This is a genomic window from Paramesorhizobium deserti (genome assembly GCF_001558695.1).
Taxonomy (GTDB): domain Bacteria; phylum Pseudomonadota; class Alphaproteobacteria; order Rhizobiales; family Rhizobiaceae; genus Paramesorhizobium; species Paramesorhizobium deserti.
In genome coordinates this window covers 597,441-619,394 of sequence record NZ_LNTU01000023.1, presented here as the reverse complement: position 1 = coordinate 619,394, position 21,954 = coordinate 597,441, and the positions used below count along the sequence as shown (strand labels likewise).

At 60.7% G+C, this 21,954-nt stretch carries 18 protein-coding genes; 5 read left to right on the top strand and 13 right to left on the bottom strand.

The window, feature by feature from the left end:
* Nucleotides 1-9 precede the first annotated feature (9 nt).
* Nucleotides 10-2,322: an NADP-dependent malic enzyme gene (locus ATN84_RS15820; RefSeq protein WP_068882574.1), complete on the top strand. Its 2,313-nt coding sequence runs from the start codon at nucleotides 10-12 to the stop codon at nucleotides 2,320-2,322.
* 209 nt (nucleotides 2,323-2,531) lie between these two features.
* Nucleotides 2,532-3,770, top strand: coding sequence for a DUF2865 domain-containing protein (locus ATN84_RS15815; protein WP_068882573.1), 1,239 nt, complete (start codon nucleotides 2,532-2,534; stop codon nucleotides 3,768-3,770).
* Here the strand turns inward: ATN84_RS15815 and gltX are convergent.
* The 8 genes from gltX to rpiA form a co-directional block, all read right to left on the bottom strand.
* Entirely contained in the window at nucleotides 3,688-5,061 is a 1,374-nt protein-coding gene (gene gltX, locus ATN84_RS15810; protein WP_068882572.1) for a glutamate--tRNA ligase, read from the bottom strand. The genes ATN84_RS15815 and gltX overlap by 83 nt on opposite strands.
* 103 nt (nucleotides 5,062-5,164) lie before the next feature.
* Nucleotides 5,165-6,844 (bottom strand): NAD+ synthase, encoded by a 1,680-nt coding sequence (locus ATN84_RS15805; RefSeq protein WP_068882711.1) that lies wholly within the window; start codon nucleotides 6,842-6,844, stop codon nucleotides 5,165-5,167.
* Nucleotides 6,845-6,938: 94 nt separating this feature from the next.
* A complete protein-coding gene (locus ATN84_RS15800) occupies nucleotides 6,939-7,289 on the bottom strand; it encodes a diacylglycerol kinase (protein WP_068882571.1) in 351 nt (116 codons plus the stop codon).
* A 96-nt stretch (nucleotides 7,290-7,385) separates the two neighbouring features.
* Nucleotides 7,386-7,793 (bottom strand): GFA family protein, encoded by a 408-nt coding sequence (locus tag ATN84_RS15795; RefSeq protein WP_068882570.1) that lies wholly within the window; start codon nucleotides 7,791-7,793, stop codon nucleotides 7,386-7,388.
* A gap of 87 nt (nucleotides 7,794-7,880) precedes the next feature.
* Nucleotides 7,881-9,260 (bottom strand): class II 3-deoxy-7-phosphoheptulonate synthase, encoded by a 1,380-nt coding sequence (locus ATN84_RS15790; protein ID WP_068882569.1) that lies wholly within the window; start codon nucleotides 9,258-9,260, stop codon nucleotides 7,881-7,883.
* 196 nt (nucleotides 9,261-9,456) lie between these two features.
* Nucleotides 9,457-10,845 carry a glutathione-disulfide reductase gene (gene gor, locus ATN84_RS15785; protein ID WP_068882568.1) on the bottom strand — a complete coding sequence of 463 codons (1,389 nt, stop codon included), beginning with the start codon at nucleotides 10,843-10,845 and terminating at the stop codon, nucleotides 9,457-9,459.
* A gap of 113 nt (nucleotides 10,846-10,958) precedes the next feature.
* Nucleotides 10,959-11,480: a DUF2059 domain-containing protein gene (locus ATN84_RS15780; RefSeq protein ID WP_068882567.1), complete on the bottom strand. Its 522-nt coding sequence runs from the start codon at nucleotides 11,478-11,480 to the stop codon at nucleotides 10,959-10,961.
* A 73-nt stretch (nucleotides 11,481-11,553) separates the two neighbouring features.
* Nucleotides 11,554-12,249: a ribose-5-phosphate isomerase RpiA gene (rpiA, locus tag ATN84_RS15775; RefSeq protein WP_068882566.1), complete on the bottom strand. Its 696-nt coding sequence runs from the start codon at nucleotides 12,247-12,249 to the stop codon at nucleotides 11,554-11,556.
* Nucleotides 12,250-12,432: 183 nt separating this feature from the next.
* Here rpiA and ATN84_RS15770 point away from each other — a divergent pair, with 183 nt between their 5' ends.
* A complete protein-coding gene (locus ATN84_RS15770; protein ID WP_425287409.1) occupies nucleotides 12,433-13,116 on the top strand; it encodes an HAD family hydrolase in 684 nt (227 codons plus the stop codon).
* A 309-nt stretch (nucleotides 13,117-13,425) separates the two neighbouring features.
* Nucleotides 13,426-13,686: a hypothetical protein gene (locus tag ATN84_RS15765; RefSeq protein WP_425287408.1), complete on the top strand. Its 261-nt coding sequence runs from the start codon at nucleotides 13,426-13,428 to the stop codon at nucleotides 13,684-13,686.
* Between the two features lie 12 nt (nucleotides 13,687-13,698).
* Here the strand turns inward: ATN84_RS15765 and ATN84_RS15760 are convergent, their stop codons facing one another.
* From ATN84_RS15760 to ATN84_RS15740, 5 genes are all read right to left on the bottom strand, one after another.
* Complete coding sequence (locus ATN84_RS15760; protein ID WP_068882565.1) at nucleotides 13,699-14,205, bottom strand: DUF2165 family protein; 507 nt, start codon at nucleotides 14,203-14,205, stop codon at nucleotides 13,699-13,701.
* 134 nt (nucleotides 14,206-14,339) lie between these two features.
* Nucleotides 14,340-14,615 carry an HU family DNA-binding protein gene (locus ATN84_RS15755; RefSeq protein WP_068882564.1) on the bottom strand — a complete coding sequence of 92 codons (276 nt, stop codon included), beginning with the start codon at nucleotides 14,613-14,615 and terminating at the stop codon, nucleotides 14,340-14,342.
* Nucleotides 14,616-14,796: 181 nt separating this feature from the next.
* Entirely contained in the window at nucleotides 14,797-17,226 is a 2,430-nt protein-coding gene (gene lon, locus ATN84_RS15750; RefSeq protein ID WP_068882708.1) for an endopeptidase La, read from the bottom strand.
* 421 nt (nucleotides 17,227-17,647) lie between these two features.
* Entirely contained in the window at nucleotides 17,648-18,922 is a 1,275-nt protein-coding gene (gene clpX / locus ATN84_RS15745) for an ATP-dependent Clp protease ATP-binding subunit ClpX (RefSeq protein WP_068882563.1), read from the bottom strand.
* A 354-nt stretch (nucleotides 18,923-19,276) separates the two neighbouring features.
* Nucleotides 19,277-19,924: an ATP-dependent Clp protease proteolytic subunit gene (locus ATN84_RS15740; protein ID WP_068882562.1), complete on the bottom strand. Its 648-nt coding sequence runs from the start codon at nucleotides 19,922-19,924 to the stop codon at nucleotides 19,277-19,279.
* A 231-nt stretch (nucleotides 19,925-20,155) separates the two neighbouring features.
* Between ATN84_RS15740 and ATN84_RS15735 the strand changes: the two genes are divergently transcribed.
* Nucleotides 20,156-21,946 (top strand): chloride channel protein, encoded by a 1,791-nt coding sequence (locus ATN84_RS15735; protein ID WP_068882707.1) that lies wholly within the window; start codon nucleotides 20,156-20,158, stop codon nucleotides 21,944-21,946.
* The last annotated feature ends 8 nt before the right edge of the window (nucleotides 21,947-21,954 follow it).

Sequence of the window (21,954 nt, the reverse complement as noted above, 5' to 3'; positions counted from 1 at the left end):
TAACGCACCATGAGCAAGACCGACAAACCCGCCCTCTCCGATTTCGAAGAAGCGGCCCTCTTTTTTCACCGCTACCCCAAACCGGGGAAGCTGGAGATCCAGTCGACGAAATCGCTGGGCAACCAGCGCGACCTGGCGCTCGCCTATTCTCCCGGCGTCGCCGCACCCTGTCTGGCCATCCGTGACGACGCCTCGACAGCCGCCGAATACACCGCGCGCAGCAATCTCGTGGCCGTGGTATCCAACGGCACGGCGGTGCTGGGCCTTGGCAATATCGGACCGCTCGCCTCCAAGCCGGTGATGGAAGGCAAGGCGGTTCTGTTCAAGAAATTCGCCGATATCGACGTCTTCGATATCGAGATCGATGCGATGGAGATCAACCGCATCGTCGATGTCGTGGCCGCGCTGGAGCCGACCTTCGGCGGCATCAATCTGGAGGATATCAAGGCGCCGGAATGCTTCGAGGTGGAGGAGCAGCTGCGCGCCAAAATGAAAATCCCGGTCTTCCATGACGACCAGCACGGCACGGCCATCATCGTGGCGGCGGCGATCTTGAATGGGCTGGAGCTGGCCGGCAAGGATATTGCCTCGGCCAAGATCGTCGCATCAGGCGCCGGCGCGGCGGCGCTCGCATGTCTCAATCTTCTCGTCACGCTCGGTGCGAAACGCGAGAATATCTGGATCTGCGATATCGAAGGCGTGGTCTATGAGGGCCGCACCGCGTTGATGGATCGCTGGAAAGCGGTTTACGCGCAAAAGACCGACGCGCGCGTGCTCGCCGACGTGATCGGCGGCGCCGACGTGTTCCTCGGCCTTTCAGCCGCCGGCGTTCTGAAGCCGGAACTCTTGAAGCAGATGGCCGACAAGCCGCTGATCATGGCGCTCGCCAACCCGACGCCGGAAATCATGCCGGAGGAAGCCAGGCAGGCCCGCGCCGACGCGATGATCTGCACCGGGCGGTCGGACTTCCCCAATCAGGTCAACAATGTGCTCTGCTTCCCCTATATCTTCCGCGGCGCGCTCGATGTCGGCGCCATGGCGATCAATGAAGAGATGAAGCTCGCCGCCGTCAAGGCGATCGCAGCCCTCGCCCGCGAGGAGCCGTCGGACGTCGCCGCGCGCGCCTATTCCGGCGAGACGCCGACCTTCGGCCCCGACTATCTCATCCCCTCGCCCTTCGATCAGCGCCTGATCCTGCGCATTGCGCCCGCCGTTGCCAGGGCTGCGATGGAGACGGGCGTCGCCACCCGCCCGATCGAGGATATGGAAGCATATCTCGACAAGCTGAACCGCTTCGTCTTCCGCTCCGGCCTCATCATGAAGCCAGTCTTCACCGCCGCCCGCTCAGCGGAGAAGAAGCGCGTCATCTATGCCGATGGCGAGGACGAGCGCGTGCTGCGCGCTGCCCAGGTGGTTATCGAGGAAGGCGTCGCAATCCCGACGCTGATCGGCCGCCCACAGGTGGTCGAAACCCGGCTCAAGCGCTATGGCTTGAAGATCCGTGCCGGCACCGATTTCGAACTCATCAATCCGGAAGATGATCCGCGCTACCGCGATTATGTCGAGCTCTTCCTGAAATATACCGGACGCCAGGGCGTGACGCCCGAGACGGCGCGCACCATCGTGCGCACCAATTCGACCGCCATCGCGGCGCTGGCCGTCATGCGCGACGAGGCCGATGCCATGATCTGCGGTCTGGAAGGCCGGTTCGAGCGCCATCTGCGCCTGGTCGGTCAGATCATCGGTAAATCGGGCGGCTTGCGCGATTTCTCCGCGCTCAGCCTGCTCATCTCGCAGCGCGGCACCCTTTTCCTGACCGACACTTATGTCACCGTCGATCCGGATGCCGAGGAGATCGCCGAGATGACCATCCTCGCCGCCAACGAAATCCGCCGTTTCGGCATCGAGCCGAAGGCCGCGCTGCTTTCGCATTCGAATTTCGGCTCGAAGGATTCCGAGAGCGCGGAAAAGATGCGCCGTGCCACCGCCATCCTCAGCGAACGTCATCCCGATCTCGAGGTGGACGGCGAAATGCATGGAGACGCCGCGCTGAGCCAAGCCTTGCGCGATCGCGTCTTCCCGGCATCACGGCTGACCGGCGAGGCCAATCTCCTGGTCTTCCCCAACCTCGATGCGGCCAACATCACCCTCAACGTCGTCAAGAGCGTCACCGATGCGCTGCATGTTGGACCGATCCTGCTTGGTGCCGCACGGCCGGCCCATATCCTGACGCCATCGGTCACCTCGCGTGGCATCGTCAATATGACGGCGCTTGCCGTCGTCGAAGCATCTCAACGCCTCGATACGGAAAAACAACTATAAAGCAACTATAAGTCATTCCCTACTTATCAAAGGACTGATTGTTGGTGACATCTTAGGAGAATAAAGTTAGCTTTCACCCCGGAGCGACGGATTCGGGGCAAAACTTGGGAAAATCATCATCAAAGCCTCGATGTTTCGAAGAACTACGGTTTTAACTGCCGGGTTTACCGAAAGATCAGGGTTGACGGATGATGAATAGAATTTTTCTCATGATCGCCATGGCGAGCCTGACGATCGGCGCCGTTGCCGTATCGACAAGCGACGGCAAGGCCGCCTCCGCCGTATGCGCCAAACTGCAGCGGCAGTTGACTTCCGCATCGGGAGGCCGGAGCCGGTCCGCCTCCAGCCCGGCGATCCGCCAATTACAGGGCCAGGTGACCCGCGCTCGCATCGCGGCGCGGCAAGCCGGCTGCACAGGCGGCCTGTTTTCGCGACCCTCCAGCTCGCCGCAATGCACCAGCATCAATGCCTCCATCGATAGACTGCTGGGAAGAATTGCCGAATTGAAACAGGGTGGAGGCGGTGGAGGAGCGGACCGCCAACGCATTCTGGCGGCGTTGAACGCCAATGATTGCAACGCGCCGCAACGCTCCCGCGGTTTGCTCACCAAGCTTTTTGGTGGTTCCAAGGCGCGGGAGGTGGTCGAGGAATCCGCCCCCGCACGCGCCGCTCCATTGGCGTCACGCACCAGGGTTTCCAAAAAAGTTTCCACCACGGTCTCTAGGTCCGCGCGCGACAACGAACGCGCACCGGTGAAACGGAGAAGCCAAAACGTGGCCGCAACCAACGAGGGCGCGGCACCGATGCGAAGCTATACCGTGAAAAGCGGCTACCGCACCCTTTGTGTGCGCACCTGTGACGGCTATTACTTCCCGATATCCTTTTCCACCCAACGCAAATACTTCGCCCGCGACGAGAAGGCCTGCTCCGCCATGTGCCCCGGCACGGAGGTGAAGCTCTACTATCATGACGTCAAGGATGAGGAATCCGAGGACATGGTGTCCGTCGACACCAATATGCCTTATGCGGCGCTGCCGGCGGCCTTCGACTATCGCACGCTGGGAACCAGAACACCGTCGGGATGCACCTGCCAGGCCCCGCAGCAGAGCACGCCCTTCGGCGATCTTTCCGCGCAGGATCAAAGCAGCCCGGGCACGGGCAACTTCACGATGCTGGGCTACAGCGCCGGGCAGAAAGCAGCGGCGGACAAGATGTCCACGTTCATCGGCATCCCGCGCCAGCGCCCCGATCCGGCGGCCGATCCCGAAACCATGCTCAACACCGAAGGCGGGCTCAATAGGGGTGACCTGCTAAGGCTGACGGAAAAGGACTCCTCCGTCGTCACGAGCTCGACGGGAGCGAAGATCAGGGTCGTCGGGCCAACGTTCCTTCCCGACCCAAAACAGGCAAAAGGTCTGCGAGTTCCGGGCCAGCCGGAAGCCCGGTGAGCGCCAAGCGCAGGGGCATGAACAGCGCCTTGCCCTTGCGCCCGCTCTTTTCCTTCACCGCATCGGTCCAGACCTTCCATGTCTGGCGGTCCCATGGCTCCGCCGGCAACAGGTCGAATGCCTCGCGCACGAAGGCGACATCCTCCTGCGACAGGTCAGGAGCGGTTTGAACGCCCTCGTTGACGATCTTCCACCAGAGGGAAGCATCGCTGACGCGACCGAGATTGCCGCGAACGGCGAGCCAGAACGCCTCCGCCTTGTCGCCCTCTATGCCGAGCGCGGCAAGACGCCCGCGCACAGCCTCAAAATCAAGCGCGTGGACAAGCGCGCGATTGAGCGTGTCGAGCTCGGCGGGATCGAATTTGGCCGATGATTTGGATGCCGCCGCCAGTTCAAAATGCTCGGCCAGTACCTGCATGTCGGGCGCGGCGATGACATTTTCCGACGTTCCGATCAGCACGGCGAGCGAAGCGACCGACATGGGCTCGTAGCCCACCTCGCGCAGCGCGCGGATCGAAAGCGCCCCCGTCCGCTTGGAAAGCCCCTCGCCCGAGATGGTGGTCAGCAGGTTATGGTGCCCGAACTGTGGCGGCTCGGCGCCGAGCGCCCGGAAGATGGCGATCTGAGCACCTGTGTTGGTGACGTGATCGTCGCCGCGGATGACATGCGTTACCCCGAGGTCGATATCGTCGACGACGGATGGAAACGTATAGAGATAGCTGCCGTCCTCGCGCACCAGCACCGGATCGGACATCGATGCGAGATCGACCGTCTGCGGCCCGCGCACCAGATCATCCCAATGCACCTCCGTGCGCTCCGGCGAAAACGGATCGTCCTTGAAATTCGGCAGGAGGAAACGCCAATGCGGCTTGCGGCCCTCCGCTTCCAACTTCGCCCGCTCCGCGTCGGTCAGCTTCAACGCCTCGCGCCCGTAGACCGGGGGCAACCGGCGCGCCAGCCGCAATTTGCGCCGGAGCTCGAGCTCTTCCGCCGTCTCGTAGCAGGGATAGAGCAGCCCGGCACTTTTCAGCCTCTCCGCCGCCGCATCATAGATGGCGAAGCGCTTCGACTGGTATTCCACCCTGTCCGGCTTCACGCCGAGCCAGTCGAGATCCTGGGCGATCGCTTCCGCATATTCGCTCTTCGAGCGCTCGATATCGGTATCGTCAAAACGCAGGATGAAACGCCCGCCATTCTTCAGCGCGAACAGCCAGTTGGACAGCGCTGTCCGGGTATTGCCGATATGGATATAGCCCGTCGGAGACGGGGCGAAGCGGACGGTGACGGTCATGATATACCTAAACTAGAGCCTATTACTTTAGCTGGAAACATTGGCGGGACAGAGGGAGCGCCTAGCGATTCCACCAACCAATAATCGCTCCAAGACGTCTAAACTACGACCTATCCCGAAACCGGTTGGTAATCGGATAACGCCGGTCGCGGCCGAAATTCTTCTTGGTGATCTTCACACCCGGCGCGGATTGCCGGCGCTTGTACTCGGCGATGTAAAGCAGATGTTCGACGCGATGCACGGTATCGCGGTCATGGCCGCGCGCGACGATATCATCCACGCCCATCTCGTTCTCCACCAGGCATTCGAGAATATCGTCGAGCACCGGATAAGGCGGCAGCGAATCCTGGTCCGTCTGGTTCTCCCGCAGCTCCGCCGAGGGCGCCTTGTCGATGATGTTCTGCGGAATGACCACGCCCGAAGGCCCGAGCGCTGTCGGCGGCACATGGCTGTTGCGCCAGGCGGACAGCGCATAGACCTGCATCTTGTAGAGATCCTTGATCGGATTGAAGCCGCCGTTCATGTCGCCATAGAGCGTGGCATAGCCCACCGACATCTCGGATTTGTTGCCTGTCGTCACCACCATCGAGCCGAATTTGTTGGAGATCGCCATCAGGATCGTCCCGCGCGTGCGGCTCTGCAAATTCTCCTCGGTGATTCCTTCCTTCATGCCGTCGAAGATCGGCCCCAAGGCCTTCATGAAGCCTTCCACCGGCTCGAAGATCGGCACGATATCGTAGCGGCAGCCGAGGGCGCGCGCGCAGTCCTCGGCATCCTTGAGCGAATCCTTCGACGTATAGCGATAGGGCATCATCACGGCGTGAAGCCGCTCCTCGCCGAGCGCATCGACGGCCAGCGCCGCGCAGAGCGCCGAATCGATGCCGCCGGAAAGACCGAGCACCACATTCTTGAAGCCGTTCTTATTGACGTAGTCGCGCAGGCCCAGCATGCAGGCGCGATAGTCCGCCTCTTCCTTCTCCGGGATTTTCGACATCGGCCCGTCAACGCAGACCCAGCCGTCGCCGTTCCGCTTCCAGGTGATGACCGCCAGTTGCTCCTCGAACTGCGACATCTGGAAGGCAAGCGTCTTGTCGGCATTGATGCCGAAGGAAGCGCCGTCGAAAATAAGTTCGTCCTGTCCGCCGAGCTGGTTGGCGAAAATGAGCGGCAATCCCGTTTCGATCACCTGCCTGATCGCCACTTGATGGCGCACATCCACCTTCGCCCGGTAATAGGGCGAGCCATTGGGAACGAGCAGCAGTTCCGCCCCGCTTTCGCTCAGCGTCTCGCAGACGCCCAGATCGCCCCAGATATCCTCGCAGATCGGAATGCCGATCCGCACCCCCCGGAAATTGACCGGACCCGGCATCGGCCCGGCCAGGAAGACACGCTTTTCGTCGAACTCGCCATAATTCGGCAGATCGACCTTGAAGCGTTCGGCGATCACCTTGCCGCCGTCGAGCACCATCACCGAATTGTGCAGGCCCGTTTCGCGCTTCAGCGGCGTGCCGATGATGACGCCCGGGCCTCCATCGGCCGTATCAGTGGCGAAATCCCGCACCGCCTTCTCGCAAGCCGTCGTGAAGGCGGGCTTGAGCACAAGGTCTTCCGGCGGATAGCCAGAGATGAAAAGCTCGGTGAAGAGGATGAGATCGGCCCCCTGGCGCGCCGCATCGGCGCGCGCCTCGCGGGCTTTGGCGAGATTGGCCTCTATATCGCCGAGCACGGGATCGAGCTGGGCTACGGCGATGCGCAAAATATCGGGAGCGGCAGGCTTGGTCATCATGGGGAAATCTTTAGCGCGGGGGCTTGAGTGTTGCAATCTGGTCTGTGAGGGATTGGGCGCTGAGGAGCTCCGTGTCCGTTTGGAAAACGGATCAGGCCCAGAAGGCTGTGAAAAGCGCATAGCCCCATACCGCTGCCGCCAGGATGATGGAGATCAGCACCGCCAGCGAGCCGCAATCCTTGGCGATCTGGATATCCTTATGAAATTCGCGTGAAAGCGCATTGCAGGCCGCCTCAATGCCGGTATTGAGCACTTCGATCATGATCAGGAACAGGATTGCGCCCGTCATGAGCAGGAACATCAGCGCGCTCTCCGCGATATAAAGCGCCACGGGAATGGAAATGACGAAGAGCGCCAGTTCCTGCTGCACCGCCTTTTCGTGGCGCGCCAGCCAGCGCAGCGCCCGCATCGAATTGATGAAAGCCAGCCAGATGCGATGCATGTCTTCCCCGTCCGTCCGATAAGCCGATTGTGCCTTGTGTAACGCGCCTGAACGAAGGCGCGAAGACGGCTATAGTGGAAAAGCTTTAGGGAAAGATCAAAATCTCGGATAGTTCTCTAGATACTGCGGCAAATCGTCGTTGATGCCGTAATAGTCGCCCTTGTCCGCGGTATAGATATGCTTTTCGCCGCGCAGCCCGCTCGGCTGGTCGAACGCGCCCGCCATGACGGAAACATAGTCGAGTCCGTCATGCTTCCAGAACAGCACAGAGCCGCAGTTCCGGCAAAAGCCGCGGCGCGCCGTCTCGCTGGATTTATACCAGGTGATGTTCTCGGCACCGTCCATGCGGATATTCTCGTCGGCGACATTGGTCGCGGCGTAATGGTGCCCCGACTGCTTGCGGCATTGCGTGCAGTGGCAATAGATGATGCCGCGCAACGGCCCTCGGGTCTCGAAGCGCACCGCCCCGCACAGGCATGATCCGGTGTGATAGTCTTCAGCCAATGACGTCCCCCTCTCCTCGAAATGCAACAGGGCGGGAGTCTAGACTCCCGCCCTGTGATGGCAATCGACAAAAACTGAACGAATGCTTCAGCCGTTCACAACCTTCTTCTGCGGCTGGGCATCCCGCTCCTTCTTCAGAAGCTCGGCGACCAGGAACGCCAGTTCCAGCGCCTGGTCCGCATTGAGGCGCGGGTCGCAATGGGTGTGGTAGCGATCCGACAGGTCCTCCGCCGAGATGGCCCGCGCGCCGCCGGTGCATTCGGTGACGTTCTTGCCCGTCATCTCGATATGGATGCCGCCAGGGTAGCTGCCCTCGCCGCGATGAACCGCGAAGAAGGTCTCCACCTCTTTGAGAATCCGGTCGAACGGCCGCGTCTTGTAGCCATTGGCGGTGATCGTGTTGCCGTGCATGGGATCGCACGACCACACCACCTTGCGCCCTTCCTTCTGCACCGCGCGGATCAGCTTCGGCAGATGATCGGAAACCTTGTCGTAACCGAAACGCGCGATCAGCGTCAGCCGGCCCGGCTCGTTTTCCGGATTGAGAAGGTCGATCAGCTTGAGAAGACCGTCCGGATCGAGCGACGGACCGCATTTCAGGCCGAGCGGGTTCTTGATGCCACGGCAATATTCCACATGCGCATGATCGGGCTGGCGCGTGCGGTCGCCGATCCAGATCATGTGGCCGGAAGTGCCGTACCAGTCGCCGGAGGTGGAATCGACGCGCGTCAGCGCCTCCTCGTAGCCCAGAAGCAGCGCCTCGTGGCTGGTGTAGAAATCCGTCTCGCGCAGCCGGGCATTGCTCTCCGACGTAATGCCGATCGAGCGCATGAAATCCATCGTCTCGGAAATGCGCTTGGCCAGCGCCTCGTAGCGCTCGCCCTGCGGGCTGTTGCCGACGAAGCCAAGCATCCACTGATGCACGTTTTCCAGATTGGCATAGCCGCCCTGCGCGAAGGCACGCAAAAGGTTCAGCGTCGCCGCCGACTGGCGATAGGCCATATCCTGCCGGTTCGGGTCGGGAATACGCGATGCCGCTTCGAAATCGATGCCGTTGATGATGTCGCCGCGATAGGCCGGCAGTTCGACGCCGTCCTTGATCTCGACATCGGACGAGCGCGGCTTGGCGAACTGCCCGGCTATGCGCCCGACCTTCACCACCGGCTGCGAAGCGCCGAATGTCAGCACCACCGCCATCTGCAGGAACACGCGGAAGAAGTCGCGGATATTGTCCGCGCCATGCTCGGCGAAGCTCTCGGCACAGTCCCCGCCCTGCAGGAGGAATGCGCGGCCATCGGCGACTTCACCCAACTGACGGGTGAGCTTGCGCGCCTCGCCTGCAAAAACCAGCGGCGGATACGAACGAAGACGGGACTCCACATCGGCCAGAGCCTGCGCGTCCGGATAAAACGGCACCTGCTTGATCGGCTTGCCTCTCCAGGATTGCGGTGTCCAGTTCTTCGTCATTGCAGCACCTGTTTGCAACTGTCCGCCCATTTTTGCGGAATACCAAGATTGCCCGCGTACCGGATGGTACGCAGGATGCGCTCATATAGAGCAAAGCTGCAGATTATACTAGGCTGGAATCGACCGGATTGCTATCGATCGCGCCACCTACCTCATCCTCCGATCAAGCCCTGAAAGATGACAGTGGCCGCCAAGATCACACCCGCTCGCCTTTCACGATCCGGTAGCTCGGCTGGTACATCGTCACCAGTTCTTCCGATGCCGTCGGATGCACGGCCATGGTGCGATCGAGATCGTCCTTCGTCGCCCCCGATTTCAGCGCAATGCCGAGCAGCTGCGCCATCTCGCCCGCATCGGGACCGAGGATATGCGCGCCGAGCACCTTGCGGCTCAACCCGTCCACCACAAGCTTGGTCAGCATCTTCTCCTGCCGTCCGGAAAGCGTGTTCTTCATCGGCCGGAAATGCGCGCGATAGACTTCCACTTCCAGATATTTCCCGGCCGCCTCTTCTTCCGACAGGCCGACCGTACCGATTTCCGGCTGCGAGAAGACGGCCGTGGCGATCAACTGATGATCGGGCTTCGTCGGATTGTTCTTGAAGGCGGTTTCGAGAAAGCACATCGCTTCATGGATCGCCACCGGGGTCAGTTGCACCCGGTTCGTGACGTCGCCCACCGCCCAGATGTGCGGAACGTTGGTGCGCGAGTAATCGTCGACGTGCACCGCACCCACGACGTCGGTTTCCACGCCGGCCTTCTCCAGCCCGAGATTTTCCGTGTTGGGAATACGCCCGAGCGCCAGCATCGCCTGATCGACGAGCAGTATCTCCCCGCCCGAGAGCATCACGTCGAGCCGTCCGTCGGTGCGCCGCGAGACCCGCTCGAACACTTCTCCGCAAAGCACGCGAATGCCCTTGGCCTCCATCGCCTCATGCAGGAGCCGGCGCAGATCACCGTCGAAACGCTGCAAGATCTCGCGACCGCGATAGACCAGCGTGGTCTCGACGCCGAGCCCGTGGAAGATGTTGGCGAACTCGACAGCGATATAGCCACCGCCGGCAATCACGATCGATTTCGGCAACTCGGCCAGGTGGAACGCCTCGTTGGAGTTGATGCAGAGCTCGTGTCCGGGCAGCGCCAGATGCGGATTGGGCCGCGCGCCCGTGGCAATCAGTATCTGCTCCGCCGTCACCTTCTTCCGCGACGAGACGATCTCGATCGTGTGCTCGTCCACAAGCACGGCCCGGCTGTCGAAAATCTCGACCTTCGAATTATCAAGCCCCTTGCGGTAGAGCCCCTCCAGCCGCGCGATCTCGCGGTCCTTGTTGGCGATCAGCGTCGGCCAGTCGAAGGAGGTCTCACCGACGCTCCAGCCATAACCGGCGGCATCCTCGAAATGCTCGCCGAACTGCGAGGCATAGACGAACAGCTTCTTCGGCACGCAGCCGCGGATGACGCAGGTGCCGCCCATCCGGTATTCCTCGGCAAGCCCGACACGTTTTCCCATGGCGCCCGCCAGACGCCCGGCGCGCACACCGCCAGACCCGCCACCGATGACGAAGAGATCATAATCGTAGGATGCCATGAAAAACCCCGGAACCTTTGAATCGAAATCGGACCAGACATATAGTCTGCCGCAGGAATAAAAAAGCCCGGCCTGATCAGCCGGGCTTTCAATGTCGCGTGAGATGCAGGCGCTTACTGCTGCGGCTGAGCCGCATCTTCCTGCTTGGCAAGAACATCGCCGACCGACTGGGCCAGATCGCGCGCAATGCCGTTCTGCCAGATATTGGCCGCTTTCAGCACTTCGCGGGTGACGATCGGTCCCTCGGAAATCAGCTTCTTGCCCGCCGGCGAACCATAGAATGCCGAGATCGCCTTCAATTCCTCTTCCGAAAACGTGTTGGCGTATGCACGCGCGGCTTCCGTTTCCAAATCGGCGCGGCGCGAGGCAAGGGTCAGTGCCTGCTCATCAACGGTCTTGGTGATCAGATCCTCCAGGTTCGGATCCTTCTGGATCAGCTCCGCCTTGAGCGCCTGCGCGGCACGCGGCAGGATCGCATCGAACTGCTCGGTCGCATCGATCGCGGCGATCGCCTGACGCGCGGCAGCCAGATGGGATTCGGAAATTTCCTGCGCCTGAGCTGCGTGAATACCTGCCATCACGGCCAGCGCCGCCAGGGGCGCAATCAAACGGCGAAAGCCAGTTGCCTGGGTCATAAGGTCGTTACTCCGTTGTCTCTCCAAGCATGATCCCCAAAAGTCGAAGGCTTTTTGGACGAGATCATGCGATTTAAGCTATCGTCATGGTCCGGATACCGCCAGGGCCGGCGATGATCGCGGCGCTGGCCAGCCCCAGGAAAAGTCCATGTTCCACGACGCCCGGAATGGCGTGCAGAGCGCTGGATAAAGCTCTTGTATCGGGAATGCGGCCAAAAGATGCATCGAGGATGTAATGTCCGCCATCCGTGACGAATGGTTCCCCATTCTTTTGCCTCAGGATCACCGGTCCGGCAAGGCCGAGATCTGCGCACGCCTTGGCGATGGCGACCTTAGTCGCCCCGAGGCCGAAACGGTTGACCTCGATGGGCAGCGGGAACCTGCCCAGCGTCTCGACGACTTTCGTCTCGTCGGCGATCACGATCATCTTTTGCGATGCAGCGGCCACGATCTTTTCGCGCAGCAGCGCCCCGCCCCCGCCTTTGATCAGCGACAGCGCGCCGTCCACTTCGTCGGTCCCGTCGATGGCGAGGTCGAGTTCCGGCACCTCGTCGAGCGTGGTCAGCGGAACGCCCAATTCCACGCAAAGCCTGGCGGTGCGTTCGGATGTCGGCACGCCGATGATGGTCAGTCCGGTGGCGACCTTCTCGGCCAGAAGGCGCACGAATTCTTCCGCCGTCGAGCCGGAGCCGATCCCGAGCCGCATGCCATCGCGCACATGGGTCAGTGCTTCGGCTGCCGCCTCGATCTTCAGCTTGCGTGCATCCATGCGCTCTCCCCAATCCCGGTTTGCCGTCCCACGGCTGATTTGCAGCTGCATCTAACATGCGAATGCAAATGCACAAAGCCTGTTTTGCGGCTTATTGACCCGCTTCGTGTCCAGAACTTGAGCGAAGCGACGCGATCCGATACGTGTTATTGCAGAACAATCGTCCTCATCCGGATTTCATCAATGACGAAGCCCATTGTCGTGTTCGACCTCGACGGAACGCTGGTCGATACAGCGCCCGATCTTCTCGACAGCCTCAATCATTGCCTGAGCCAGTCGGGCATGGAGAAGGTCGATCCGACAGCGCTGCGCCGTTTCGTCGGCCATGGCGGGCGGGTCATGATCGAACGCGCCTTCGAAGCGCAGAAAAAGCAGCTGTCGCCCGAACAGCTCGACTGGCTGGTCGGGCTGTTCCTGGAGCATTACGGTGCCCATATGCCCGGCCGTTCTGAGCTCTTCATCGGCGCTGCCGAGGCGATGGACCGGCTCGCGGCGGATGGCTACACGCTCGCTGTCTGCACCAACAAATTCGAGACGCTGTCGGTGAAGCTTTTGACCGAGCTCGGCCATGCCGACCGCTTTGCCGCGATCTGCGGCGGCGACACCTTTAGCTTCCGAAAGCCCGACCCGCGCCATCTCACCGAAACCATCCTGCGCGCCGGCGGCGATCCGGGCCACGCCGTAATGATCGGCGACAGCCGGACCGATATCGATACTGCCAAGGCGGCGGGTATTCCGGTCGTAGCGGTCGATTTCGGCTATACCGATCTTCCGGTCCATACCTTTGAGCCGAGCCGGGTCATCTCGCATTTCGACGAACTGACAGTCGATATGACCAAGGGCCTGATCATGGCGGCAGCGCTTTAAGACCATCACCAGCTGGCACCTATGTCCGACCGCTGGTGGCGTGGCGATGTTCAGGAATGGATCCTCGGGTCTAGCCCGAGGATGACGATTGCAGGGATGGTTTCCGCCAATCGTCAACGTTGAACCGAGCGCAAACCTTTCCAGTCCCTCATCCTCTCCAGTCCGTCATCCTCGGGCTGACCCGAGGATCCATTCCGGAACGGTCCCAATGGAAAACCGCTTCGCAGCTTCGGCACCCTGCCCGAAACATTTCATATAAATACAGCACCAACGGTTCCATCTTGAAGTGAACCATTCTAAGCTCGCGGTATGCGGAACCGACTTGTTCAAATGCTTTTCCTCATGGTCGCAGCCGGCGCGCTCGGCGCCGGTGCTTCACTCGCCGAAGAGAACAAGACCTTGCCTGGCGTGAAACCGCCCAAGGCGATCGTCACCGCCCCGCCTCCCGAACCCGATCAGATGACTGACCCGTCGAAGCCGAACAGCTTCCGGATCGGCAACACCGACGTCACCATATCCGGCAGCATCACCATCGATGTCGGCACGTTCAAATCGCCGTCGCGGCGATAAGCCGTCTAGTTTTCACGCCTCTGCCCTGCCCTCCGCATCAGGCATGCTGACATAGATCAGCACCGCGATGATCGTGATGAAGAAGCGGAAGGCGCTGTCGATGCCGTTCCACTGATGCGACATCCACATGCCGAACCACTCTCCGCCGATCGACATGAAGCCCACCTGCCAGGTGAGGAAGCCGAGCGTCAGTCCGGCAATTGCCCATTTCTTGGCGTTGTTGAAGGCAGCAGCGGGAGCGCCGAGCTTCGTCAGCATCGCATAGGTGCCGATCCAGCACAAAATCGCCGTCAGCGTTTCGGCGGCGATGATCAGGATATAGCCGGCCGTATGAAGTGCCGGACTGGTGATGGCGCGGTATTTGATCGTCGAGTTGGGAAAGATGGTGTCCATGTCGAAGACATGCTGGACGAATTCGTAATTCGTTCCGTAATCGGTGATGTTCCCAAAGGAAACGAGCGATGCGAAAAAAGCGATGGCGGCGACAAGCGCCACCTTGGACAGCCGTGTGATCTGCATTTTCCTCTCCTGAAATCTCGGCCCCGCCAGAGGCGAATCTGTCTCCCATGACCGAATGAGGCTGAAACATCGCCGGAAAAAAGCAATAAAAAAGCCCGGCATCGCTGCCGGGCTTTTTTCGACCCCTTAAGGGATCAGCCGTTGACCGCGTCCTTGAGGCCCTTGCCGGCCGAGAATTTCGGCACGTTGCGGGCGGGAATCGCGACTTCCTTACCCGTCGAAGGGTTACGGCCAGTCGTGGCAGCGCGGTGCGAAACTGAGAAAACGCCGAAGCCCGGGATACGGACATCGCCGCCGGATTTCAGCGTTGCGGTAACCGATTCAATGACGGCATCGACGGCCGAAGCGGCGTCGGTCTTCGTCAGACCAGCCTTTTCCGCAACCGCGGCGACCAATTCGTTCTTGTTCATAGGGGCATTTCCTTTCTCTCAATTGCCGGAACTTGCGACTCGACCGGCACGCGCGGAGTTTATTCGAATCAGTCGGCAAACCAAGTCACGCAAGTCAAAAAACCCCGGAAAACCGGGGTTAAACACAGAAATGCCGGGCAAAATGCCCGGCATTATCGTCAATCTATGAGGGAACGAGGCCTCAATGCGCCACCGTGGAGGCCGTGTCCTCGTCTCCAGCCCCCGGAAGAGGCGTGCCGGAGGTCTCCGGCTCGGTCCACTCGATGGGCTCCGGCATCCGCACCAGCGCATGCTGGAGAACCTCGCCGACACGGCTGACCGGCACGATTTCAAGACCGTTCTTCACATTGTCCGGGATTTCCGCCAGATCCTTGGCGTTCTCTTCCGGGATCAGAACTTTCTTGATGCCGCCGCGCAGCGCCGCAAGCAGTTTCTCCTTCAGCCCGCCAATCGGCAGCACCCTGCCCCGCAGCGTGATCTCGCCGGTCATCGCCACATCCTTGCGGACGGGAATGCCGGTGAGAACCGAAACGATGGCCGTCGCCATGGCGGTGCCGGCAGACGGTCCGTCCTTCGGCGTCGCGCCTTCAGGCACGTGGACGTGGATGTCGCGCTTGTCGAACACCGGCGGCTCGATGCCGAAATCAACCGCCCGCGAGCGGACATAGGATGCCGCCGCCGAGATCGATTCCTTCATCACGTCGCGCAGGTTGCCCGTCACCGTCATGCGGCCCTTGCCGGGCATCATGACGCCTTCGATGGTCAGCAGTTCGCCGCCCACTTCCGTCCAGGCAAGCCCGGTGACCACACCCAGCTGGTCCTCGCCCTCGATCTGGCCGTAGCGGAACTTCTGCACGCCCAGGTAATCGGCAAGGTTGGCTTCCGTGATCTTCACCGTCTTCTTCTTGGTCTTCAGAATCTCGGTGACCGCCTTGCGCGCCAGCTTCATCAGCTCCCGCTCAAGATTACGCACGCCCGCTTCCCGCGTGTAATGGCGGATGACGGCGCGCAGCGCATCCTCGCTGACCGAGAACTCCTTCGGCTGCAGGGCATGATCGCGGATCGCTTTCGGCAGAAGATGCCGCTTGGTGATCTCCAGCTTCTCATCCTCGGTGTAGCCGGCGATACGGATGATCTCCATGCGGTCCATCAGCGGCGCAGGGATGTTCAGCGTATTCGCCGTCGTCACGAACATCACGCTCGACAGGTCGTATTCGACCTCCAGATAGTGGTCCATGAACGTCGAGTTCTGCTCGGGATCGAGCACCTCCAGCAAAGCGGAGGACGGATCGCCGCGGAAATCCTGGCCCATCTTGTCGATCTCGTCGAGAAGGAACAGAGGGTTGGACTTCTTCGCCTTCTTCATCGACTGGATGACCTTGCCGGGCATCGAGCCGATATAGGTGCGACGGTGACCGCGGATCTCGGCCTCGTCACGCACGCCACCCAGCGACATACGGACATACTCACGGCCCGTCGCCTTGGCGATCGAGCGGGCGAGCGAGGTCTTGCCGACGCCGGGAGGTCCGACGAGGCAGAGGATCGGTCCCTTAATCTTGGCCGAGCGCGCCTGCACGGCGAGATATTCGACGATGCGCTCCTTGACCTTGTCGAGGCCGAAATGCTCCTCATCAAGCACTTCCTGAGCATAGTTCAGGTCCTGCTTGACCTTCGACTTCTTGCCCCACGGAATGGAGAGCAGCCAGTCGAGATAGTTGCGCACGACGGTGGCTTCCGCCGACATGGGGCTCATGTTGCGCAGCTTCTTCAGCTCCGCATTGGCCTTCTCGCGCGCTTCCTTCGAGAGCTTGGTCTTGTTGATGCGCTCTTCCAGTTCGGCTGCCTCGTCGCGGCCGTCCTCGCCGTCGCCGAGCTCCTTCTGGATCGCCTTCATCTGCTCGTTCAGGTAATACTCGCGCTGCGTCTTCTCCATCTGGCGCTTGACGCGGCTGCGGATGCGCTTCTCCACCTGAAGCACCGAAATCTCGGCTTCCATGAAGGAGAGCGCCTTTTCCAGCCGTTCGCGCACGGAAAGGATCGAGAGCATCTCCTGCTTCTCGGGAATCTTGATCGCCAGATGCGAGGCCACCGTATCGGCGAGCTTCGAATAATCCTCAATCTGGCTCGCGGCGCCCACGACCTCTGGAGAGATCTTCTTGTTGAGCTTCACGTAGTTTTCGAAATCGGCGACCACCGAGCGGGACAGCGCCTCGATCTCGACCGCGTCCTCTTCCGGCTCTTCGAGCGTGGAAGCATGGGCTTCGTGATAATCCTCGCGGTCGGTGAATTTCGTAATCTTCGCGCGCGCCGTTCCCTCGACCAGCACCTTGACCGTACCGTCGGGGAGCTTCAGGAGCTGTAGCACATTGGCGATGGTGCCGATGTCGTAGATGGCATCAGCCGCCGGATCGTCATCGGCCGCGTTCTTCTGCGTTGCAAGCAGGATCTGCTTGTCCACGCCCATCACTTCCTCGAGTGCGCGGATCGACTTTTCCCGTCCCACGAAAAGCGGGACGATCATATGGGGGAAGACCACGATATCGCGCAGCGGCAGGACTGCATAAAGCCCGTCGTTACCACCCGCCAAAGTCTTCTTCTCTATACCCGTCATCATCAGTCCTTTCTGGAGCATGATCCCGAAAAGTTGCAGACTTTTCGGATGAGATCATGCGGCTAAAGCCCGGAGGCCTTCTGGCCGATTGCCACGCTTGCGCTCCCTCGAACAGTCATCGGCAAGTCACAAACATGCATCAGTATCCACTAATTGGCGACCCGGACGTTCCAATTCAAGCGTTCACACAGAATCGTCGGATCCATCCTGCGCCGCCGTGGCCTCAAGTGCAATCGAAGTGCTGTCCCCGCCCCGATTGTCAGCTTCTTGCGGCATTCAATATATGCTTCGCCCTCTGAATTGGGGCGGAAAAGCAGGATTCCCGGAGTTTTCCAGATCCCTTTTTTCAAGAACTCCGCCCCCTTCATGAAAAAGGGCCGCGATCCGCAGCCCCTCTCACATTTCTTTTACTTGAAAGCCCTCAGGCGGAGGCGTTGCCCTTTTCCTCCTGCCGCTCGGCGTAGATATAGAGCGGGCGGGCGTTGCCGTCCACCACATCGCCCGAAATCACCACTTCCTGCACGCCGTCGAGCGTCGGCAGGTCGAACATGGTGTCGAGGAGGATCTTTTCCATGATCGAACGCAGGCCACGAGCGCCGGTCTTGCGTTCCACAGCCTTGTTGGCGATGGCGCGCAACGCGTCCTCATGGAAGGTCAGCTCGATATTCTCCATCTCGAAGAGACGCTGATACTGCTTGACCAGCGCGTTCTTCGGCTCCGACAGGATCTGCACGAGAGCATCGATATCCAGGTCTTCCAGCGTTGCGATAACAGGCAGACGACCAACGAATTCGGGGATGAGACCGAATTTCAACAGGTCCTCCGGCTCCAGCTCGCGGAAGATCTCGCCGACGCGGCGGTCGTCCACAGCCTTGACGTTGGCGCCGAAGCCGATCGAGGTCTTCTCGCCGCGTGCCGAGATGATCTTGTCGAGGCCGGCGAAAGCGCCGCCGCAGATGAACAGGATATTGGTCGTATCCACCTGCAGGAACTCCTGCTGCGGATGCTTGCGCCCGCCCTGCGGCGGAACGGAAGCGACCGTGCCTTCCATGATCTTCAGCAATGCCTGCTGGACGCCCTCGCCCGACACGTCGCGGGTGATCGACGGGTTGTCCGACTTGCGGCTGATCTTGTCGACCTCGTCGATATAGACGATGCCGCGCTGCGCCCGCTCGACATTATAATCGGCGGCCTGCAGCAGCTTGAGGATGATGTTCTCGACATCCTCGCCGACATAGCCGGCTTCCGTCAGCGTCGTCGCGTCGGCCATGGTGAACGGCACGTCGATGATGCGGGCGAGCGTCTGGGCAAGATAGGTCTTGCCGCAGCCCGTCGGGCCGACGAGCAGAATATTCGACTTTGCCAGCTCGACTTCGTTGTTCTTCGACTGGTGCGCCAGCCGCTTGTAATGATTATGCACGGCGACCGAGAGAACCCGCTTCGCATGGCTCTGCCCGATGACATAATCATCAAGAACGGCCATGATCTCCAGCGGCGTAGGCACCCCCTCGCGCGACTTCACCATCGAGGATTTGTTCTCCTCGCGGATGATGTCCATGCAGAGCTCGACACACTCGTCACAGATAAAGACGGTCGGGCCGGCAATCAGCTTGCGGACCTCATGCTGGCTTTTCCCGCAAAACGAGCAATAGAGCGTATTCTTGGAATCGCCACCATTGTTGCTGACTTTGCTCATTGCAGTTTCCTTTCACTACCGGCCGCACCGCTCTTATCAACGATACCGCCGCAAACCCCGCTGCTCCTTCCGACATCCCGACCGAAAACGACGGATTTGCGGAGCAACCTATTCAGAACCCAAGCTTCTCAGAACCATCGTCACGAAACAAACACAAAACCAGCAACGCGGCAATGAATTCAGTGCATTCTCGCAGGTTACGCCCCTGAAAGCCAATAATCACTTAACGTAGCGGCTGCTGCGCTCCGTACAAGCCCGAAGCTTGGCTGTTTTGTGGCACAACGTCGCACTCCGATGCAGAATCGTACATCGGAGACGCAAAATCGGCTTCAAGCGGGCTAACCTGCAACGGGCTTACTTTGATCCGCCCTCGGTTTTCACCACGCCTTCGATCAGCTCGCGCGATTCGATGACACCGTCGATCAAGCCGAAATCCTTCGATTCCTGTGCTGTCATGAAGTGGTCGCGATCCAGTGTGCGCTCAATCGTGTCATAATCACGGCCGGTGTGCTTCACATAGATTTCATTCAAGCGGCGCTTCAGCTTGATGATGTCCTGGGCGTGACGCTCGATATCCGAGGCCTGGCCCTGGAAACCGCCCGACGGCTGGTGCAGCATGATGCGCGCATTGGGCAATGCGTAACGCATGCCGGTGGCGCCTGCCGTCAGAAGCAGCGAGCCCATGGAAGCCGCCTGCCCCATGCAGAGCGTGGAGACCGGCGGGCGGATGAACTGCATCGTATCGTAGATCGACATGCCGGAGGTCACCACGCCGCCGGGCGAATTGATATACATGTTAATTTCTTTTTTGGGATTTTCCGCTTCGAGGAAGAGGAGCTGCGCGCAAACCAGCGACGCCATGCCGTCTTCGATCGGCCCGGTGATGAAGATGATGCGCTCCTTGAGGAGCCGCGAAAAGATGTCATAGGCCCGCTCGCCACGATTGGTCTGCTCAACGACCATCGGCACGAGGTTCATGGTGGTTTCGATCGGATCTCTCATTGGGGCCTCTAAATCTGGAGATTGCATTTTCGGGTATCGCGGGCCATCGGTGCCCGCATGCCGGATTCGTGGTTGTTCCATACATAAGGTGACGCAGCCACGTTTCGCAAGATGGAGAAATCACCACAGGCACGATGTCGAGAGGCCCTCGCGATGTCGCATTCGGTAAGTTGTCGTTATCGATGACCGCGTTAGATTGGCATAACATCGGATTTGGCAATTGGACCGGTCGTGCTCCTCGAAGCTGATAAGATCATCAACCCGGGCAAGCTCCGCCTTCGCCTCCTCGCCCTGCTCCGCATTCTCAGTGCGCGCGGCATCGTCATCGTGCTTCTGGCCTGCATCGTCGGAGTGTTGGCCGGCGTCTCTGTCATCCTGATCGGCTGGATCGTCAATCAGTTGCACGCCTTCCTCTATGCGATCCCGCCCGGTGCTCGCCTCTCCGAGATGTTTTCTTTGTCCCGGCCCGAAATGGCGCTTGTTCCCGTCATTGGCGGAGCGCTGGTCGGGCTTACCACACTCTATGTCAGGCGCAGGAAGCTGCGCCATCCCATCGACCCGATCGAAGCCAACGCACTCTATGGCGGGCGCATGTCGATGACCGATACGCTGGTCGTCGCCGTCCAGACGATCCTGTCGAGCGGCTTCGGCGCCTCGGTCGGGCTTGAGGCAGCCTATACGCAGGTCGGTTCCGGCATCGCCTCGAAGATCGCCTGCACTATCGGCTTGCGCCGCAGCGACATCCGGCTGCTTGTTGGCTGCGGTGCGGGCGGCGCGATCGCCGCCGCCTTCGGCGCGCCGCTGACCGGCGCATTCTACGGCTTCGAACTCATCATCGGGGTCTATTCGATCGCCAATGTCGCCCCGATGATGGCGGCCGCGGTTTCCGCAACCCTGGTGGCGGGATATTTTGGCGTGACCTCCTTCCCGATCGAGCTGGGGGAGCTGCCTCCGATGCTGGTGGGACAATATCTGCCCTTCCTCTTGCTGGGCCTGGTCGCCGGAGGCCTTTCGATCGCCATCATGCAGCTGGTGACGCTGGTCGAACGGCTCTTTGCCAAGCTGGCGATCAGCAGCACTTTGCGACCGGCGATCGGCGGCTGCCTGGTCGGATTGCTGGCGCTCATGACGCCGCAGGTGCTCTCCAGCGGTCACGGCGCGCTCCACCGCGAACTGGCGATGAATTACGGGCTCTACGTCATCGTCGAACTCTTCCTCCTGAAGCTTCTGGCCTCCGCGGTTTCGATCGGATCGGGATTTCGCGGCGGCCTGTTCTTCGCTTCGCTGTTTCTGGGCGCGCTCGCCGGGAAGATTTTCGCCGAGATCATGATGATTGTCTCGCCTGAAACCGGCATCGATCCCGTCGTCGCGGCGGTGATCGGCATGACGTCGCTTGCCGTGGGTGTCGTGGGCGGGCCACTGACGATGACGTTTCTTGCGCTGGAATCTACCGGCGACCTCACCATCACCGGCGTCGTCCTCGCCGCCTCGATCATGTCGGCGATCCTGGTCAAGGAGACGTTCGGCTATTCCTTCTCGACCTGGCGCTTCCACCTGCGCGGCGAGACCATCCGCAGCGCCCACGACATCAGCTGGATGCGCGACCTCACGGTCGGTCGCATGATGCGCGAAAATATCCGCACCATACCTTGCGACATGACGGTGGCGCAGTTCCGCGAGGAAGTCCCACTGGGTTCCGTCCAGCGGATCATCGCGATTGAAGGAGACAGGGAGTATGTCGGCATGCTGATCGTGGCCGAGGTTCATGCCTTGCGGCCCGATCCGTCAAACGACGAGCGCCCGGTAGCGGAACTGATCAAATATGGCGACGTCATGCTGCTGCCGACGATGAACGTGAAAGTGGCGGCGGAAATGTTCGCCAAGACGGGGAGCGAGGAACTCGCCGTCGTCGACGATTACAAGAGCCGGAAGGTATGCGGCCTCCTGACGGAAGGCTATCTGCTGCGCCGCTATGCGGAGGAACTGGACAAGGTGAGGAAGGATATAGCCGGGGAACGCTGATCGTCCCT

Coding starts and splice junctions, on each gene's coding strand:
- ATN84_RS15820 (WP_068882574.1), top strand. CDS start 10: ATGAGCAAGACCGACAAACCCGCCCTCTCCGATTTCGAAGAAGCGGCC.
- ATN84_RS15815 (WP_068882573.1), top strand. CDS start 2,532: ATGATCGCCATGGCGAGCCTGACGATCGGCGCCGTTGCCGTATCGACA.
- gltX (WP_068882572.1), bottom strand. CDS start 5,061: ATGACCGTCACCGTCCGCTTCGCCCCGTCTCCGACGGGCTATATCCAT.
- ATN84_RS15805 (WP_068882711.1), bottom strand. CDS start 6,844: ATGACCAAGCCTGCCGCTCCCGATATTTTGCGCATCGCCGTAGCCCAG.
- ATN84_RS15800 (WP_068882571.1), bottom strand. CDS start 7,289: ATGCATCGCATCTGGCTGGCTTTCATCAATTCGATGCGGGCGCTGCGC.
- ATN84_RS15790 (WP_068882569.1), bottom strand. CDS start 9,260: ATGACGAAGAACTGGACACCGCAATCCTGGAGAGGCAAGCCGATCAAG.
- gor (WP_068882568.1), bottom strand. CDS start 10,845: ATGGCATCCTACGATTATGATCTCTTCGTCATCGGTGGCGGGTCTGGC.
- ATN84_RS15780 (WP_068882567.1), bottom strand. CDS start 11,480: ATGACCCAGGCAACTGGCTTTCGCCGTTTGATTGCGCCCCTGGCGGCG.
- rpiA (WP_068882566.1), bottom strand. CDS start 12,249: ATGGATGCACGCAAGCTGAAGATCGAGGCGGCAGCCGAAGCACTGACC.
- ATN84_RS15770 (WP_425287409.1), top strand. CDS start 12,433: ATGACGAAGCCCATTGTCGTGTTCGACCTCGACGGAACGCTGGTCGAT.
- ATN84_RS15765 (WP_425287408.1), top strand. CDS start 13,426: ATGCGGAACCGACTTGTTCAAATGCTTTTCCTCATGGTCGCAGCCGGC.
- ATN84_RS15760 (WP_068882565.1), bottom strand. CDS start 14,205: ATGCAGATCACACGGCTGTCCAAGGTGGCGCTTGTCGCCGCCATCGCT.
- ATN84_RS15755 (WP_068882564.1), bottom strand. CDS start 14,615: ATGAACAAGAACGAATTGGTCGCCGCGGTTGCGGAAAAGGCTGGTCTG.
- lon (WP_068882708.1), bottom strand. CDS start 17,226: ATGACGGGTATAGAGAAGAAGACTTTGGCGGGTGGTAACGACGGGCTT.
- clpX (WP_068882563.1), bottom strand. CDS start 18,922: ATGAGCAAAGTCAGCAACAATGGTGGCGATTCCAAGAATACGCTCTAT.
- ATN84_RS15740 (WP_068882562.1), bottom strand. CDS start 19,924: ATGAGAGATCCGATCGAAACCACCATGAACCTCGTGCCGATGGTCGTT.